Origin of the sequence: Solibacillus sp. FSL K6-1554, from assembly GCF_038005185.1 — a bacterium.
GTDB classification, from domain to species: Bacteria; Bacillota; Bacilli; order Bacillales_A; family Planococcaceae; genus Solibacillus; species Solibacillus silvestris.
The window spans coordinates 3,136,387-3,154,554 of record NZ_JBBOSS010000001.1; the positions used below are offsets into that span (position 1 = coordinate 3,136,387).

An 18,168-nucleotide genomic window follows, 5' to 3' on the forward strand; every position below is an offset into this window, starting at 1 on the left:
AATCAACGAGATGCCTACTGATTGGCAACGTTATCTTCCCTTTTTGGAAAACGACGTGGTGGAGCGGGTTGGACGCATGCGGAAAACGGAAGATCAGTTGCGAACGGTTTGTGCTCATTTACTAGCGAAGATGATGTTTGTGACGACTTATGAAAAGGAATTATCGGAAGTTCGCTTTACCAAAGATTCAAACGGTAAATACCAACTAGGACAAGACCTTCACTTCAATCTCTCCCATTCCGGAAATTATGTGGCATGTGCCATTAGTGATTTTCCGGTTGGAATTGATGTGGAACAGCAGGTAACAAGGGACTTCTCCCTCTTTCAAACATTGTGGAGCGAAGAGGAGAATCATCTCTATAAGCTTCTTGAACAGGAAGCTTTCTATGCCCTCTGGACTGCTAAGGAAAGTTACGGGAAATATAAAGGGTTTGGTTTACACGATTCTTTAATGGAGGCAACGATTCGGCAAGATGGAACGATTCATCATCCCGCCTCACGTGTAAAAGCCCGTACCATTCCTTTTTTCCTTGCACCTGGTTACAGTGCAGCAGTCTGTTTGGAGGATTCCTTGGAGACCGTAACGCACGCTCAGTGGGCACAAATTGAAACATTTTTCACGAAAAAGATTGCGACATATGCGAAAAAATGAGTTAACGAATTAGCATTTAAAAGCCTGTAACCAAGGAAAAGGTTACAGGCTTAATCATTTCATCTTAATACTCGCTGAACATTATTAATCATCACTTTGCTTTTAGGCAAGCTTGGGATGCTAACTTTGCTGTAGCTTAAATCCTGTTCCGGGACATCGTATGTCATTTGGTTAACTAGAAAATCCAGACTCACTTTCATCATCTCAATCGTCACCCATTCCCCCGCACAGCGATGGCCTAAATAGTAATCGCCGCCACCTTGCGGAATAAAGCTGAACGGACTGCCATCCCAGTTTTCAAAACGGCTCGGCTGAAACACTTCGGGATTCCCCCAAATATTCGTATCATGATTCGTTCCGTATAAATCCAATAAAGTTAATGTACCCTTTTCAAACGTATAATCCTTCCAAGTAAAATCTACTTTTACTTCCGCAGCGGCAAAAGGGAAGAATGGATAAAAACGGCGCACCTCCTGCACAAACATCTGTGTATTTTTTTCGTTGCCGGATTGAAGTTTCTTCCGCTCTTCCGGATAATGATGGGCAGCCAATGCTGAAAAAGTAATATAGACCGCAATCGCTACAATCGGCCTTAATATATTGATTACTTCTACAGAAGCGACCTCCGGATCAAGAAGATTCCCTTCCAAATCACGATGCCATGAAAACGTATACAGTGCTGTACCTTCTTCAGGATTCAGTTTCCCCTCGCGCACTTGGTCGATGAGGTTCCCCATCCACTTTTCCACCCGGTTTCGTGCATGTCTGCCAGCCCAGTGCGATGGTCCGATTGCCGTTGCCGATTCAAACATCGCTCTAAAATCGTCTGCGAGCTTTTTCATGTCCTTTTCTTCCACCGGTACTCCCGCCCACTCACAGGCAGAACGGCACATAATTTCCAGCGCTTCCTCGTAAAGAACAACGTCGTCCATCTGCTGCCATTTAGTTAAAGCTGTATCCCACTGCTTCGCGGCAATTTCATTCATTTTTTTAAGTCGATCCTGGGACATAATGGACATAAACATCTTTTTCCGGTGCTTATGGGCATCTCCATCCAGTGTCTGTACACCCTTTTTGCCGAATAATGTTTCGGCAACACGGTTTGGTGCAACGCCTGCCCTTTTAAACTTACTGTTATCGTAAAAAAGGTCGGCCGCTTCCTTTCCGCCCATACAGACCGCCTTTTTTCCAAGCAATCGTGTTTCGAACAGATCGGAATGAAAGCTTTGTCTTCTATTTAAAATATACAAATAGCCTTCTCTCAGAAGATTCAGGCTGTGGTCAATTCCTTCTTCCTTTGGCACCGAATTTGTCATCTACTTCATCTCCTTTTGTCTAAAAACATTGTCGGTAACCAATTCCCTGTTTATTCTTCATAAAAACTTGCTTCCATTTAAATGCAAAAACAGGCGGTGAAAACTTTCACCACCTGTGTATTCTTATACGAGCTCTGCTTCTGCAGATGCCTCACGCTTTAGCTGGTCCATAATTTGTGCTGTAGAATAAACTGCCCCACAGCGACCTGCTACATAGTTGATCGCCATTTCATGCTCAGATTGTGTAAAATCAGCTACCGCATCGGCAATGAAAAAAGGCTTAATGTCCGACATGAAAGCTTCTCCAGCAGTCATAAGGCAACCGATATGGGCGTAAACCCCGCAAATGATTAACTGATCTCGGTCTTGTTCGTTCATCATTTCCAGAAAATTAGATTTTTTAAATGCACTATAGCGCCATTTTTTCAATACGATATCGGCCTTGCCTGGCGCCAATTCATCGATCACTTTTGTAATATTCGGATCGTCTTTTAGTCCTGTTCCCCAAAAGTCAGTCAGTAATGCGCGATCCTCTGGTTTTTGATTTCCCGATTGTGCCGTATAGACAACTGGAATGCCAAGTTCATCGCATTGTTTTCTGATTGCTTTTATATTGGCAATCATTTCACGAACTAATGACGAATCCTTCTCATAATAATCGATAAAATATTGCTGCATATCATGAATGAGTAGGACAGACTTGTTCGGATCGACTTTCCAACCTACTTTATTTTTTGGAAGATTGCTTTCTTTCGGCATTTTATATGATGAGATCGCTGGAATAGCCATCTAAATCACTCCTTTTTCTTTGTTGGTGAACCCTGTTGTAATTCATATAAATAGTCGTTAAATATCCTTCAGCTGCTCTGTATCGATGCCCATTGCGCGAAGCATTGTCTGGAATTTCGCACCCGTCTCAGCCAATTCTTCTTCAGGCTTCGATTCGCTCACAACGCCTGCTCCCGCAAATAATCGTAATGAATCGCCATTTGCCTCTGCGCAGCGAATCGTCACAACCCATTCCCCGTCGCCTTCAGCATCACACCAACCGATCGTGCCTGTAAAGAAGCCTCGGTCAAACGGTTCAATTTCTGTGATTGCCTGTCTTGCCTTTTCCGTTGGTGCGCCACAAACAGCTGGTGTAGGCTGCAGGGCAATGGCTAAATCCAACGATGAGATATCCGCTTTCAGGAGCTCTCCTTTAATGACAGTCGAAAGATGCATCATCGTTTCCGTATACACGACTGACGGTTTTTCCGGGACTTCGATCGTTTTTAGTAATGGACGCAATCCCTTGACGACTGCTTCCACTACGACCGCATGCTCATGTAAATCCTTTGGAGAAGAAAGCAGTTCCTCTTCACGTCTTTGGTTCTCTACCGGATCTTTACTTCTAGGTCTTGAACCTGCCAATGGATTCGCGATGGCGTACATCCCTTGTCTTGAAACAAGCAGCTCCGGACTAGCCCCGATGAGCGAAGCCTTTTGATTTCCGTATTCAATCGGTGCTGCAAACGTATATCCATGTTTGTTTTGATACGCAAGATTACGTAACAGCTGCGGAAGGTCGATCGGCTCATTGAGACTTACTTCCAGTGAACGTGACAGCACAATTTTATCGAGTTCGCCGCTTCTTATTCTTTCAATCCCTTGCATGACACCTAGCTTATAGTGCTCTGGTGTTGGATTGGATACGAGCCGATTGACAGTAACTGATGCTGAACCGGACACTGCCCTTTCCTCCTGCTGCAATGATGGTGCGATTTGGATAGATTCCGGAACAAGTAAACATGCTTTTTTATAGTAATCAAATGGTACTGCGCCCGTTACGACTAATCGTGGATGTCCTTGTTCTTTAGCCTTCTTCAGCGCGCTCGCCACCCTATCGGACAATCCTTCCATCTGGTTTTGATGTGGTTCACCCGTTGGCACATGCATGTATACACCTTTGCCTAATATCGTTCTTTTTGGTGTTTCAATGAAAAAGTCACCAACTTCATACTCATCTAAAAGTTCATGTTCGATTACTACTTTTTGTTTGCTTACCATATTACCGCTCCTTTTCGTTTCACTACTCTGAATTCAAAAGACAGACTTAGCTCGCTCCCAATGTCGCGCCGCCATCCACGACAAGATTGCTCATCGTAATATGACTTGACTGATTGGACAGGAAAAACAGAATAGCGTCCACAATATTGTCCGGTTGTGCAATCTTTTTCAGCGGAATCCCTACTTTATACGTTTCAGTCATTCCTTTAATCATTACTTCAGCGCCATGATCATCGGACCACATCGAACGCTGCATGTCCGTATCCGTCGACCCTGGTGAAACGATATTGCAGCGTATATTATGCTCTGCCAGCTCTAAACCGAGACATTTTGTAAACATGACCGTTGCCGCCTTTGATGCTGCATAGGCCGCCATAGAAATTCTCGGTACACTTGCGGCATTGGATCCGACTGTTACAATCGAACCTGCTTTTCTTTGAATCATATAACGGCTTGCCGCTCTTGAAACATAAAACACACCTGTCGTATTAATTGAAAAGATTCTTGCCCAGTCACGGTCAGTGAATGATTCGACCGGTCCTGTAGCCAATGTGCCTGCTACATTGACGAGCATTTCGATTGGTCCGATTTCGTTTTCCACTTTCTCGACAACCGCATCAATGGCGTTACTATCTCCCACATCCGCAGGAAATGCGAAAACCTCGTGCCCCTGCTCTATTAAACCATTCACATGGCTTCTCAATTTTTCCTCGTTATAATCGATTACAGCAACTTTTACTCCTAATGTAGCCAAGCTTTTGACAAGGCTTGCGCCAATTCCTTGGGCTCCACCTGTCACAAGTGCAACTTTCCCTCGTAACTCCTGAAAGTTCACTTCAACACTTCCTTTCTCATTTACAGTTATGTAAAGACAGCTTGATTTCTTATTAGAATCAACAATCAATAATGATAATCATTATCAATTGATTCTATTAGCAATGATAGGCCTAACATTTTACAACGTCAAGAGACATTCAAACATTCCAATAGAAAGACCTAAGTTTCGGTTTAGTGCTAATTTAAAGAAGTAATATTCGGCATTTTTGAAAAATTTATAAGGAAAACTGATTTAACAAAATCCAAATAAAGGAATAAATATAAACTTTCTCTCCTCTATTATGTAGTCTTATCAATTCATTACTGACCCGTAGAGAAGGTATCATTGTGTAAATATTTGGCCAGAAATACATTCTTGAAAAAGAGAGCGATAGGAATATTGAATTACTGTACAAAAGATTATGGAACTTCTTCGTTTTTTCCTGTAAATATTTAAATTATTTTAATGTAAAACACCGTTAAATACCTGCTACTAAAACATTCCCAAGCTTTGAATTCCATAAAAATTAATACAAGACTGAAAAATTTTGTTTAACAAGCGCTTGTTTGTGTTAATTACAGTAATAATACTTTTTTTCTGTTAACAGAAAAAAGCTATACATAAAAACATGCATTACAGTTTTACTTAGAAAACGAAATAAAAAGGACGTGGTACATGAATGTTGGAAATCGTTAATTTTTTGAATAAGTATGTTTGGAGTAATGCGTTAGTCTTTTTATTTTTGGTGGTGGGCCTCATTTTTACGTTGAGAACACGATTTGTTCAAGTGCGACGCTTTAAAGATATGATCACATTGCTGTTTGAAAAAAATAATGACAGTGCAGGGATTTCTTCTTTCCAGGCATTGGCGATGTCATTGGGCAGTCGTATCGGTACAGGTAATATTGTCGGTGTTGCAGCAGCCATCAGCCTTGGTGGTCCTGGTGCAGTATTCTGGATGTGGGTTATGGGATTCCTAGGTGCAGCCACTTCATTTATTGAAATTACCCTTTCTCAAATTTTCAAAAGTAAAATCGATGGTGAATACCGCGGCGGAACACCGTTTTATATTTACAAAGGTTTGAATTTAAAATGGTTTTCCATTATTTCAGCGACGATTTTAATTATCGTTATCGGTATTTTATGGCCGACAGTACAGGCGAACACGATTGCTTTAACGGTTCAGGAATCATTCAATGTTCCCCCACTTGTAACAGGTTTACTGCTTGCTACATTAATGGCAGTAATTATTTACGGTGGTGTAAAGCGAATCGCTACTGTTTCGGAATATTTGGTTCCGTTCATGGCTTTAGCATACGTGACAATTTGTATCGCATTATTAGTTGTTAACATTTCTGAAATTCCGGCGATGTTTTCATTGATTGTGACAAGTGCGCTTAACTTGAATGCTACATTTGCAGGTCTGGTCGGTACAGCCATCGCAATGGGTGTACAGCGGGGTGTATTCTCAAGTGCTGCCGGGTTAGGTACAGAAACGTTTGAATCCGGTGCAACGAGTGTTTCGCACCCTGCCAAACAAGGTTTAGTACAGGCATTTTCTATTTACATTGATACGTTTCTAATCTGTACAGCGACAGCCTTTATGATTTTAATTACAGGTATGTACAATGTTGCGCCAAGTGCTGGCGAGGCCATCGTATCGAACATTCCAGGTGCTAACCCTGAAATTTATACACAGTCGGCAATGAGTACACTGATCTCTCCGACATTCGGTCAGTACTTTATGACAATTTCATTATTCCTGTTCTGTTTTACTACGTTAATTACGTACTTCTACAAAATGGATACGAACATTGCCTTCATTAAAGAAACGCTGAATATCGGCAAAGTAGGGAAAATTATTACACATGCTGCCCGCCTCGGTCTTCTAGGCATGGTTATTTTCGGTGCAGTGAATTCGGCTACTCTTATTTGGGCGATTACTGATTTAGGAGTAGGTTTGCTCGGCTGGGTGAACGTCATTACGATTGTGCTGCTTTCGAAAACCGCTTTAACCGCACTGAAAGATTACGATACGCAAAAACGTTTGGGGCTTAACCCAACGTTCAACCCGTTAGTGTTAGGCATTAAAAACGCGGTTTTCTGGGAAGACCTCGAAGCAAGATCTTCAATACCAAATACCGTTCCTTCAAAAGGAAAAACGGTCGTTGCGAAGAAAGTCCAAGAGCGTCTGCAACCAGTGCCGAATCCGTTTTCTGAGTAATTGATAGGCTGACCATTGCTCGTTGTTTCGGTTGTGGTCAGCTTTTTTATTTATTATTTACTTCATATATGGTTCAATTATAGAACAAACGTTCCAATTAAGAGGTGAAGTTTATGAACATCGAACGGCTGCATATTCGCATTATGATTACGTGCTCGATTGTGGGCTTTGCCAAACGTGAAGCATTGGCCGCAAGCTATCCGACAGAGGCAATTGATGAACTGGAACAGCACGGCTATATTGCCCGGACGCGCTATGGCCATTATTACAATACGAAGCTTGCCGCGCAGTATTTAAGAAAGTTTATTACAACGTATAGCCCGCGCTTAAAGGTTGCGGAAATGGTGGAACTGTTGGAGCGTGCACCCGAATATGTTGTCGTTGATATCGAAACAACGGGAGGCTCTGCTGCTAGGGGCGATAAAATCGTGGAAATAGCTGCGTTAAAAATTCGCCATGGTGAAACGGTGGACCTCTTTCACCGGTTTGTGAATCCGGAAAAACCGATCAAAAATTCGCATATTCACGGGATTACTAATGAACGCGTGAAAGATGAGCAAACGATCTTCCCTGTCATTCATGCGTTTAAAGCTTTTTTAGGTGATTTGCCGATCGTCAGTCATCATATCGGTTTTGACTGGTACAGCTTTCTCGCGCTGGAGTTTTTCCGAAATGGCATTCGTCCAACAAATCCGGCTGCCTGCACTGTACTGCTTGCGCGGAAATATTTGGACAGCCCGAGAAATAATTTAAATGTCATTGCCGAAACGTATAACATTCCGCTTCTTAACCATCATACAGCCGATGCGGATGCGATTTGTGCCAATGAAATACTGCAGCTTATTATGAAGAAAGCGACTGCACAGTAGGAACCTGTTTATTAAGTTCATTTGTGCAATCGCTTTTTTGTTTTGGATTTTATTAGAATAGTTGGGGCGGTTTTTAGAAAATGTCGGCGGGATATTAGAACATCGGAGTGCTTTATTTGAAGATGTGAGGTTAGTATAAAAAATGGACACGTCTTAAGAGACACTTTAAGATTAAGATATCTAAAAAAGGACGTGGAACCGATGAAAGAAAAACAAACTCGTAAGCGATTAGACGCACAAACAAAAGAATACATTTTAAAGTCTGTTTTAGAAGATGGCGCAAAAGTTTCAGATCTGGCATTTAAGTTTGAAATTGGGTCTTCAACGATCCATAAATGGATTAAAGATTATCGTGAATCGAAAAATCAGGATGTCACACGATACTTTACTTCTAGCGAAGTAGATAAGTTGCAGGCAGCGTTTGATAAGAAGTTACGTGATTTGGAAGAAGAGAATGAAATTCTAAAAAAGGCTATGCACATCTTCGCGAAAAACCCCGAGTGATTTATGCATTCATTGAAAAGCATAAAAACGACTTTGGCATTGCGATGATGTGTAAAGTATTGATGGTTTCAAAAAGCGGTTATTATGATTGGCGTAAAAAACAGATACAGCCCTTATCGGAAAAAGAAGTACGTGATACAGAAATTGCCTATCAGATTCATCGATCGTATGCGAGGAGTTTTGGTACATACGGTAGCCCTCGCATTGCGCAAGACTTAGCGAGTTTAGGTTATGTCTGTTCGCAAAAGAAAATTGCGAATATGATGCGAAACCTTGGGTTAAGTGCCGTAATCCCGAAAACTGTTCAACGAACAACGGATTCCAATCACCATCAATTTATTTATCCGAATCTAGTCAAACGTCAATTTCAAGTAAAAGAGAAAAATAAAGTATGGGTCGCAGATATAACTTATATTCGAACACTGGAGGGGTGGGTGTATCTTGCGTCCATCATGGATTTATATTCTCGTAAAATCGTCGGCTGGGCCATCGCAGATCATATGGAAGAAACATTAGTAGATCAAGCCTTGAAGCATGCATTAGCAGTTCGAAAACCCGAGAAGGGATTAGTTCATCATTCAGATCGAGGCGCACAATATTGTGCCACAAGCTATACAAGAACTTTAAAAGAACATGGGATTAAAATTAGCATGAGTCGTAAAGGAGATCCCTATGACAATGCGTGTATTGAATCCTTCCACGCCACAATCAAAAAAGAATGGATCTATCGTCACCGTTTCGAATCCAAAAAAGAAGCACGAAAGAGCGTGGAGTCATATATCGTAAACTTTTACAATGAACGACGACGTCATTCAACAATCGGTTATTTATCACCAAACCAATTTGAGAGAAATCAACAGGAGTCAGTTTGTCAAAATGCCTCATAAAGTTCTCTTACAGGGTTTTCATCCCTCCATGCTCAGGTCTGGGCATGGAGGGATGAAAAACAGAGCAACCGAAGGGCGGTAGCAAAAAAGTCTCTTAACGCGTGTCCGAAATATTGACAGAAGACCAGATGTCGGATGGTTATTAGAACAACTGAGTGATATATTAGAAAATCGCAATTATATTAGAACATTTTTGGGTTTATTAGAACATTGCCGGTCGTTATTAGAACTATTTACATACCTCCTGTTTTATTTGAAACTATTTCCAGCCTATCGACGTAGAATAGAACAATTGGAGGTGTACGGATGAGAAACTTATCTTCATATATGATGCTTACCGGGATATTGATCACTGCCCTATGCGGGAACTGGATCATCCTTAATTATGATGGGGTCGTGATTTATCCGAAAGCTTCTTATCTTACTTTCGGAATCGGGTTGGTACTGGTAGGATGCGCTTTTGTAATGAATCAATTCTTCAGTTACCAGGAACCGGAAGAAGGACATACAAAAGATAAACGGCATGCTTTGAACGAATGGCTAATTGCCAATCAGCCATTTAATAAATGGTTGAGTGGACTTGTTGTTCTCCCGCTTGTGATCGCACCGTTTTATAGCTGGACGCTGTTTTTTACGATGTTGGAATGGTATTTATTTTCGGGGCTTGTATTAGCCGGTATTATTTACATGCTGAAAGGTGACAGAGTAGAAGACAATAAGGATTGGGAGTTTAAGGGGAAGACAAAAAAGTTGCTTGATCTGATCGATTACCGCAAACACCCGTTTAATATTTCGTTTATTATCTACATCATGGTCATTGTCAGTTTTGTGTTAAGCAAGGGATTGGATATTCCGCTCTATATGGAAACAGGAGGCAACTCGCGCTACGTTACTTCTTTGCCAACAATTTCATTTTTAATGTCTTCCTTAATGGTCGTGAGTACGTTTATTTATATTATCAGTCATGGGGATTTCTTTGGTTTTCGTAAAGCTGAGTTAAGTTATGAAAGAGTCATGTTCGTCCACTTTACAGAAATTATTGTATGTGGTGCTACCCTGTTTATTTTAATTTTCACATTAATCAATGCGTTGTATGTGTATTTTTAGATGGATGGCTACTAACGACAATAGGCACGCACTGGTAAATTATTGCATATTTTAACTACAATAAAAAAGAGGTGAACTATTGAATCCGAATCAAGATTATACATCAGTGCAACCCCAGTTTACATTCGACCTTAATAAAAACCCGTTGTTCGTTAAAGACCAGCAAAATTTTATTAATGTAATGGGCGTCAACCAGTTAAATACACTGGATAATATATCGCTGCTTGATATTTATTTGAGTGCCAATAATGTCATTGAACCGCACTACCACCAAAATGCGGCGGAACTTGTTTATTGTATTGCGGGGAGTGCGGTTGTTTCGATTTTGAATCCGTTTACGAAACAGCTGATGCATTTTCCGATTACCCCCGGCCAGGTGGCGAACGTTCCTCAAGGGTGGTGGCATTACGAAGTCGCCACGCAAAACAACACGCATCTGCTCGCCATTTTCAACGCACCGACACCTGAAGTCATTTTAGGTTCCGACCTCCTCAAGCTGACACCAGCAAATATTATGGCCCACACATATGGCATGAACGAAAATTTATGGCAGCAGGCAATTGCTCCTGTCAGACCGAATACGTTCATCGGTCCGCCAAACCCTTGGCAGCAAGTCCAGCCCGGCAACTATGGCGGCGGGTATGAGCAGTAGTTTTTCTCGGTCAAAGGAATCAAATTTCAAAAATACATTTGCATAATGAAACGGCCGTGTTATGATAACTGTGAAATTAACCTAATATTGGAAGCAGGTAATCTGCTTATAATTGAATATGAAAACTACTAGGGGCGCCTGTTTGGCTGAGAAGAACCCTTTGCACCTGATCTAGGTAATACTAGCGTAGGAAAGTAGTGTCGATCCCTTTTTATTTGTTTTAGGCTGCGATACCACTTTCTTTAGTTGAAAGTGGTTTTTTTGTTGCAAAAATTTATTGTAAAGGATGGAAGAGATGAATAAAACGAGGAAGCTTACGTATTCAGCGATTATCGCTGCACTTACAACGATTCTCAGCAGTTTTGTGTACATCCCTTTAGGTTTTGCCAAAATATTTCCGATTCAGCATTTTGCCAATGTCGTATCGGCGGTGTTGCTCGGTCCATGGTATGCGGTATTACAGGCATTCCTTACATCGACATTGAGAAACTTAATGGGGACAGGCAGTATTTTTGCTTATCCGGGGAGTATGATTGGTGCCTTTTTGGCTGCATTTCTGTTTGCTAAAACGAAGAAGTTAGCGTTTGCGGCAGTAGGTGAAGTAATCGGGACCGGGTTGCTCGGTGCGATGGCTACTTACCCGATCGCCATTTTATTTTTAGGTCAGGAAGCGGCGCTGTTCGGTTTTGTCCCGGCATTTATGATGAGTTCTTTTGCGGGGGCGCTTTTAGGCTATGGCTTGCTGAAGATTATGGTGAGAAACCGGGCGTTTGGCGGGATGCTTTATCAGAATGCCGGGTGAATGGAGGGTTTTTATTAGAAATTTTTGTGTCGATATTAGAACTTCTTGGCGGGATATTAGAACTTCTGCGAATGATATTAGAACAGTTTGGGATTTTGGTAAAACGGGCTTATTCTTTTTATGATACGCGACCTTTTTGCGGTAGCCTGCCGTTTTTTATTAGAAGATTTATGATAGATATTAGAAGATTGCAGGGGGTTATTAGAACTTCTGTGGACGATATTTGAACATATTAAAGACTTATTAGCACAATGTACAATTATATTTTAAAATCTCACTTTTATTAGAAGATTTTAAAATATATTAGAACAACTCAGACCTTTATTAGAAAATGAAACGCCGGGTATCCATTCAGACACCCGGCACATTTTATTAAGGTAAATTAATCTGCCAAGATACTCCGTAACGGTCATTTACCCAGCCGAACTTCTTACTGAAACCGTAATTATCGATTGGCATTAGCGGATGCCCGCCTTCTAGCAATTTTTCATAAAGATGGTCGGTTTCTTCTTCCGTATCACACGTAATAAAAATAGAGAATGACGGTGTGAAGTCAAATTCATGCTTTATATTACTGTCAATGCACATAAATTCCTGACCTTTTATCGAAAAAGTGGCTTGCATGACTTTTCCTTCGTCTCCGCCTTCATTTGCCCCGTAGTAAACAATGCTTGTAATTTCCGCATCATCGATAAGTGATGTATAGAAGTTCATCGCTTCTTCTGCAACGCCGCCTTGAAACATTAAAAATGGTTTTGCGCTTTTCATCGGACTCTTCCCCTTCTTAATTCAAATTTGCACCACTTCAATTTAGCCTATTTTACCCTTTTTCGCGAACTTTTCTCCCTATAAGTTAGAGGCATCTCCTAACTAGACGATGCCTTTGGTTTAATATTTAAATTTCGCGATGAGCTGTTGTTCCGAAGATGCGGCTACTTCTTCAGGTACCGTATAAAGATCTAGTAGAACAATTCAACATTTTATTAGAAAATCTTCCCCGAACATTCAATCACCGGATGGTCATGACCCCCACCCGGTGTTTCATTATACGCCCTAACCTTGATAGCTCACTTTTCCGGTCTCAACTAATTCCTTCAGACCCATGAACATTAAGTTCCAGCCATGTTCTGTGCAATCTCGCATTTCATCTAGAGCTTTTACGATGTCTGCATCTGTCCATTGCTCTTTATTTTCAACATGGATCAGTTGGGTGTACGTCATTTCACTGCCTTGTCCCAACGCTTTCAGCTCCACTGTAATTGTATCTTCCAATTCGCTGAATTGCGGCATTTTAAAAGTGAACACGATTTTTTCAGGCGAATTGATTTCAACGTATTCCCCGATCGCCCGGTAGTCCACTCCTTGCCGGTGGTCTACAATTTCCCAACTGCCCCCTACTTTTGGGTCATTTTGTGCAAGCTTGTTCGTCCCTTCCAATGTAAAGAACCACTTTTTCATCATTACAGGATTCAACCACGCGTCAAACACTTTTTCAGGCTTCACATTAAATTCTCTTTTCATTGTTAATGTAGTCGTTGAGGTATTGTACATTCAAATTCTCCTTTTAGTTACTATAGTTTATTAATAACCTATTCACAGGAACTTTTAAAACAATTGCTCCAATAAAAAAGTCTCCTGTGAGATTATTCTCACAGAAGACTTGCTTCATCAATTATTCCCCAAAAACAATATGCCACTCATCGCGGCCTGTTAAAAATTCCTCAGCCAATGCTTTTGCGCCTTCTAAGCTGTGACTTGCTGCCCAGCCGCATTGTACTTCATTACATGCGGGTACCGACTCCGCCTTCAATACATCCTTCAGCGTATTTTCAATAATCGTTAATACGCCGTCATAGTCATTGTAGTTCAGTAATGCCAAGTAAAAGCCTGTTTGACAGCCCATTGGCGATAAATCTACGACGTCTTCACTATGATTACGGATACGGTCAGCCATTAAATGCTCTAATGAGTGTAGTGACGGCATTTCCATATGCGCTTTGTTCGGCTGTTTGAATCGGATATCGTACTTTGTTACGACGTCGCCTTTTGCTCCTGTTTTCGTACCGGCAAGTCGTACGTATGGTGCTACTACTTTCGTATGGTCTAAATCAAAGCTCTCTACATTTGTTTTCTCTGTTGTCATGTTAAATCCCCCTATATTAGATAAACTGCATCGATTTTATAAATTGTTGAATCCGTTCATTATTGTTTGCTGTAAAGAAGTTTTCGGTTACGCCGTCATAGCCGATTTCACCGTTTTCCAGAAATAGAATCCGGTCTGCCACTTCGCGTGCGAAATTCAGGTTATGCGTCACGATAATCATCGACTTGCCTTCCTCCGCCAAATCCTTCAGCACCTTCAGCACTTCTCCCTCTAGTTCTGGGTCCAGTGCACTTGTCGGCTCATCGAACAGTAAAAACTGCGGCTCCATTGCCAATGCTCTTGCGATGGCGACACGCTGCTGCTGCCCGCCGGATAATTGCGAAGGATACTGGTCTGTTTTATGACTCAGGCCAACCTTCTCCAATAACTGCTGTGCCTTTTGTCTTGCAATTTCTTTGTCCTGCTTCAAAACGGTAACTGGCCCTTCCATCACATTTTCAAGCACTTTCATATGCGGGAACAAATTGAAGCTTTGGAATACCATCGCCGTATTTTGACGAATCGAAAGCAAGTTCTTCTGAGAAATCGGCTTGTTCAGTTCAACTGTCTGGTTCCCGACTGTCAGAACGCCTTTTTCAGGTCGCTCCAGCAGATTGATACAGCGCAGCAGCGTTGATTTCCCTGAACCGGATGGACCTAAAATAACCGTTGTTTCGCCTTCATGAAATGTTAAATTAATATTTTTCAATGCCTCGTTCTCGCCAAAGAACTTAGACATCTGCTGAAATTGTACGATAATAAGCCCTCCCTTTTAGCGCTTCACGTTACCCGACTTATATATATTTTGAAGCGTATTTTTCCAGTCGGCCTTGAATGACCATCAACACACTAATAAAGATTAAATATATAACTGCACAAAGTGAATAAATCATAAGCGGCTCATATGTCCTTGCTGTAATTTGCTGTCCGACCATGAATAGATCCGCAAGTGTGATACTGGCTACTAAAGATGTCCCTTTTACCATATCGATAAAATCATTGGCTACTGGCGGCAATGAAATGCGAACGGTTTGCGGTGCAATGACACGTCGCATCATCTGCCAATACGTCATACCGAGTGATTCTGCTGCCTCCCATTGCCCTTTTGGAATGGCCAAAATTGAAGCTCGGATCGATTCAGAAGCATATGCACCCGTATTCAGAGAGAATGTAATAGTTGCCGCTGTCCACGCATCAAGGGTAATCCCCAGTTTCGGTAGACCGAAGAACACTATAAATAATTGCACTAATAATGGAGTTCCGCGAAACACCCATACGTAAGCACCGAATATCCATCGTAAAACCCGGTAATTCGAAATTCTTGCTAATGCCGTCACAACTGCAATGACTAATGCAATGGCAAAAGCAATGAGCGATAGCGGAATGGTAACAAGAAGTCCTGCTTTTAAAATCGGCCAGATTGAGCTAAGTAAAATATCCATTTCTCTACTCATCCACTAGCACTCCTTTCTGTAATGAAAGCCATGTAAAAAAGGAGGCCGTCGAAACGACCTTCCCATTAGTTGTTTGAAATAACATTTTCACCAAAATATTTTTCTGAAATTGCTTCGAATGTACCGTCTTCTGTACGTTCTTTAATAATTTCATTTAACTTCTCACGGAACTCATCGTTTTCTTTATTTAAGATTAATGCGATATCAGTTGAATTGATCGCACCGTCCAGCACTTTCAACTTCGTGTCAGGCTGCTCCTGCAAGTATGTCAGGAATGTCACTCGGTCATGGATTGTTCCATCTGCACGTCCCTGTACTACTAGCTCGATTGAACTCATCAGATCATTTGTTGCAACAACTTCTGCACCAAGCGCTTCAGCATCGCGGGCAAAGTTACTTGTAATTGTTTGTGAAGATTTTTTGCCTTTCATGTCTGCCGGCTCTTTAATTTCTGTATTATCTGTGTGCACGGCTACTACCGCTTCCGATTTCATATATGGAACGGAGAAATCGTACTTTTCTTTACGCTCATCTGTAATCGATACGTTGTTAATAACAAAATCGTATTTATCTGTATCCAATCCTGCGATCAATGAATCCCATTTTGTTTCAACATATTCTGCTTCAACACCTAGGTCTTTTGCGATTTGATCGGCAATCTCATATTCAAAGCCTGTTAATGCACCTGATTCATCATGGAAGCTGAACGGAGGGAATGTTCCTTCAAGACCGATTTGAATTTTTCCATCTGCCTGGATTTCCTCTAATTTATTCTTTGCCTCGCTTGCATTTTCATCTGATTTGTCGCCACCACATGCTGCTAAAACGAGCGCCGATAATGTAACGATTGATAATAATTTCTTCATTCTAATTGCCTCCATTATTAATTCCTAGTTTTTTTATAAGCTTTATATTATAACAGAGTAACAGCAAAAACAATCTTTATTTTCTGAACAATAATTAAATTTAGAACTTTTAATTAATACGGACGGTAAAATGGGTTAAATACATAAAAAAGTGCCAATTTCCTTAAATGGAAAATTGACACTTTCATGTAATTTTACTGTCTTACTATTATTCTTCATAAATCATTTTCTTCGTCATCCCGCCATCGATTGTCAGATCCGTCCCTGTAATAAAATCATTTTCCGGGTTAGCTAAATACAGACAGGCACGGGCAATATCATCCGGTTTGCCGACACGGTTTGAAAAATGCTGGGCGTGGTCGGTAGGTCTGAGTACATCGTAATCTCCTGTTTCAATCCATCCTGGCGAAATGCTGTTTACCGTAATATTCAGCTCACTGAAAGAACTTGCCAACGCATGTGTCAGTGCAAGGATACCGCCTTTTGATGCAGCATAGCCTTCAGAATTTGGTTCGGACATGACTGCACGGGTTGAAGCAAGATTGATGATCGCCCCGCCGCTTTTCATAAGTTTTGCCGCTTCACGTGAACATAAAAAGACGCTGCGCAAATTCGTCTGGATGATGTCATCCCAGTCTTCGAGGGATAATTCCAGCGGTGAAATCCATTTCGCTTTCCCCGCATTATTGATCAAAATATGAAGCCCGCCAAAACGGCTTGCTGCCATCTCCATTGTTTGGCGAACATTCTCTTCACTGCGCACATCTGTCTCTATAAAAATGGCGGAATACCCTTCTGTTTGAAGCTCCCCTGCCAGCTGGACACCTAAGTCGTGCTCAATATCCGCGATGACCACATTGGCACCGGCCTTTGCGAAATGGGTTGCGACTGAACGACCGATACCTTGCGCCGCACCTGTAATGACGACTGTTTTGTTTTGGAACATCTGATTTCCTCCTTTATAAATTGCTTAGTAAAAGTGTAACTGAAATCGCTTGGAATTTCGTGCTTCGGGTTGTCCTTTTTGGAGTGGGTGTGGAGTTTTTCAGGTTGCTCGGAAAGCGGTGCGGGATTTTATTAGAAAGGTTTGGGGATATATTAGAAGAGTTGCGCGGGATATTAGAACATCGGTTAGGTTTATTTGAATAGTTGGAGCACTTATTAGCAAAAATATGATTTATATTAGAACATCTCACTTTTATTAGAAGATTTTTCGGGATATTAGAACAATGTAGAGCTTTATTAGAACATCCTCACGGCAATCGAATCTGTACATCTATTGCGACAAGTAATTGCTTCACTTTCATGCTATAATAGATGGAGCGGATCATTGCTAGTAAGGCAATGACAAAGGAGACAAAATAATGAGTCAACAAAATCAAGAATCAACACAACAATTACCTGAAAATTTCAGTGAATTAAAGAAAGCCGTAAACCGTACAGCAGATTGGGAAGCACGTTTAGATGCAGTACAGGAATTAGCGAAAATTAAAGCCGATGAATCGATCAAAATTTTGCAATATGTAGCGAAAGCCGATCTAGTAACGAAAGTGCGCGATGCAGCAGCAAAACAATTAAAGAAAATGGGTCAGCAAGTGGAACAATCGGAAGCACCTAAAGGCGAATTGTTCAAAGACCTTCGCAAAATTTTCAAACGTATTAAGAAAAGCTTACCGGCAGATCACACGTATGAAGACTTCAAAGTAAAACTTGAAAAAATGCGTATCGATATTTACAACACATACGAAGGCGAAAAAGGCGCACAATTTGACGCTTGGCTGAAGGATATGTGGGAAACTACTGAAACAAGAAAATAATTAGCAAAA

At 41.3% G+C, this 18,168-nt stretch carries 19 protein-coding genes, 1 pseudogene and 1 riboswitch; of the genes and pseudogenes, 9 read left to right on the forward strand and 11 right to left on the reverse strand.

What is annotated here, in order from left to right; translation table 11 throughout:
- Positions 1–10: 10 nt before the first annotated feature.
- Positions 11–652 carry a 4'-phosphopantetheinyl transferase family protein gene (locus tag MHB58_RS15645; protein ID WP_445683160.1) on the forward strand — a complete coding sequence of 214 codons (642 nt, stop codon included), beginning with the start codon at positions 11–13 and terminating at the stop codon, positions 650–652.
- Positions 653–711: 59 nt separating this feature from the next.
- Here the strand turns inward: MHB58_RS15645 and MHB58_RS15650 are convergent, their stop codons facing one another.
- From MHB58_RS15650 to MHB58_RS15665, 4 genes and pseudogenes are all read right to left on the reverse strand, one after another.
- Positions 712–1,968: a cytochrome P450 gene (locus MHB58_RS15650; protein ID WP_340735540.1), complete on the reverse strand. Its 1,257-nt coding sequence runs from the start codon at positions 1,966–1,968 to the stop codon at positions 712–714.
- A gap of 156 nt (positions 1,969–2,124) precedes the next feature.
- Positions 2,125–2,757 (reverse strand): annotated as a pseudogene (locus MHB58_RS15655) (isochorismatase family protein); the annotation flags it as partial.
- 57 nt (positions 2,758–2,814) lie between these two features.
- On the reverse strand, positions 2,815–4,017 hold the full coding sequence (gene dhbC, locus MHB58_RS15660) for an isochorismate synthase DhbC (protein ID WP_014822952.1): 1,203 nt from the start codon (positions 4,015–4,017) through the stop codon (positions 2,815–2,817).
- A 46-nt stretch (positions 4,018–4,063) separates the two neighbouring features.
- The gene (locus MHB58_RS15665; protein WP_014822951.1) at positions 4,064–4,852 is read right to left on the reverse strand and encodes a 2,3-dihydro-2,3-dihydroxybenzoate dehydrogenase; all 789 of its coding nucleotides are present in this window, start codon (positions 4,850–4,852) and stop codon (positions 4,064–4,066) included.
- Positions 4,853–5,513: 661 nt separating this feature from the next.
- Between MHB58_RS15665 and MHB58_RS15670 the strand changes: the two genes are divergently transcribed.
- From MHB58_RS15670 to thiW, 7 genes are all read left to right on the forward strand, one after another.
- Entirely contained in the window at positions 5,514–7,058 is a 1,545-nt protein-coding gene (locus MHB58_RS15670; RefSeq protein WP_340735541.1) for an alanine/glycine:cation symporter family protein, read from the forward strand.
- A 113-nt stretch (positions 7,059–7,171) separates the two neighbouring features.
- Positions 7,172–7,927: a 3'-5' exonuclease gene (locus MHB58_RS15675; RefSeq protein ID WP_340735542.1), complete on the forward strand. Its 756-nt coding sequence runs from the start codon at positions 7,172–7,174 to the stop codon at positions 7,925–7,927.
- Positions 7,928–8,128: 201 nt separating this feature from the next.
- On the forward strand, positions 8,129–8,431 hold the full coding sequence (locus tag MHB58_RS15680; RefSeq protein ID WP_014822792.1) for a transposase: 303 nt from the start codon (positions 8,129–8,131) through the stop codon (positions 8,429–8,431).
- Positions 8,428–9,318, forward strand: a complete 891-nt coding sequence (locus tag MHB58_RS15685; RefSeq protein WP_081483418.1) for an IS3 family transposase — start codon at positions 8,428–8,430, stop codon at positions 9,316–9,318. Before MHB58_RS15680 ends, MHB58_RS15685 begins: the two co-directional genes overlap by 4 nt.
- 306 nt (positions 9,319–9,624) lie before the next feature.
- On the forward strand, positions 9,625–10,425 hold the full coding sequence (locus MHB58_RS15690; protein WP_340735543.1) for a nucleotidyltransferase: 801 nt from the start codon (positions 9,625–9,627) through the stop codon (positions 10,423–10,425).
- 79 nt (positions 10,426–10,504) lie between these two features.
- A complete protein-coding gene (locus MHB58_RS15695; RefSeq protein WP_340735544.1) occupies positions 10,505–11,077 on the forward strand; it encodes a cupin domain-containing protein in 573 nt (190 codons plus the stop codon).
- Positions 11,078–11,197: 120 nt separating this feature from the next.
- Positions 11,198–11,287, forward strand: a riboswitch (TPP riboswitch).
- Between the two features lie 85 nt (positions 11,288–11,372).
- Positions 11,373–11,879 carry an energy coupling factor transporter S component ThiW gene (gene thiW / locus MHB58_RS15700; RefSeq protein WP_008406146.1) on the forward strand — a complete coding sequence of 169 codons (507 nt, stop codon included), beginning with the start codon at positions 11,373–11,375 and terminating at the stop codon, positions 11,877–11,879.
- Between the two features lie 372 nt (positions 11,880–12,251).
- Here thiW and MHB58_RS15705 read toward each other — a convergent pair whose 3' ends face one another.
- The 7 genes from MHB58_RS15705 to MHB58_RS15735 all read right to left on the reverse strand — a co-directional run bounded on the left by MHB58_RS15705 (position 12,252) and on the right by MHB58_RS15735 (position 17,288).
- On the reverse strand, positions 12,252–12,647 hold the full coding sequence (locus MHB58_RS15705; RefSeq protein WP_340735545.1) for a VOC family protein: 396 nt from the start codon (positions 12,645–12,647) through the stop codon (positions 12,252–12,254).
- Positions 12,648–12,932: 285 nt separating this feature from the next.
- Complete coding sequence (locus MHB58_RS15710) at positions 12,933–13,430, reverse strand: SRPBCC family protein (RefSeq protein WP_340735546.1); 498 nt, start codon at positions 13,428–13,430, stop codon at positions 12,933–12,935.
- A gap of 121 nt (positions 13,431–13,551) precedes the next feature.
- A complete protein-coding gene (locus MHB58_RS15715; protein ID WP_014822943.1) occupies positions 13,552–14,022 on the reverse strand; it encodes an S-ribosylhomocysteine lyase in 471 nt (156 codons plus the stop codon).
- Positions 14,023–14,038: 16 nt separating this feature from the next.
- Positions 14,039–14,779, reverse strand: coding sequence for an amino acid ABC transporter ATP-binding protein (locus MHB58_RS15720; RefSeq protein ID WP_082990870.1), 741 nt, complete (start codon positions 14,777–14,779; stop codon positions 14,039–14,041).
- A gap of 37 nt (positions 14,780–14,816) precedes the next feature.
- Positions 14,817–15,476 carry an amino acid ABC transporter permease gene (locus MHB58_RS15725; protein ID WP_340735547.1) on the reverse strand — a complete coding sequence of 220 codons (660 nt, stop codon included), beginning with the start codon at positions 15,474–15,476 and terminating at the stop codon, positions 14,817–14,819.
- Between the two features lie 65 nt (positions 15,477–15,541).
- The gene (locus tag MHB58_RS15730; protein ID WP_014822941.1) at positions 15,542–16,342 is read right to left on the reverse strand and encodes a transporter substrate-binding domain-containing protein; all 801 of its coding nucleotides are present in this window, start codon (positions 16,340–16,342) and stop codon (positions 15,542–15,544) included.
- A 208-nt stretch (positions 16,343–16,550) separates the two neighbouring features.
- Entirely contained in the window at positions 16,551–17,288 is a 738-nt protein-coding gene (locus MHB58_RS15735; protein WP_340735548.1) for an SDR family NAD(P)-dependent oxidoreductase, read from the reverse strand.
- 418 nt (positions 17,289–17,706) lie between these two features.
- Between MHB58_RS15735 and MHB58_RS15740 the strand changes: the two genes are divergently transcribed.
- On the forward strand, positions 17,707–18,159 hold the full coding sequence (locus MHB58_RS15740) for a HEAT repeat domain-containing protein (protein WP_340735549.1): 453 nt from the start codon (positions 17,707–17,709) through the stop codon (positions 18,157–18,159).
- The last annotated feature ends 9 nt before the right edge of the window (positions 18,160–18,168 follow it).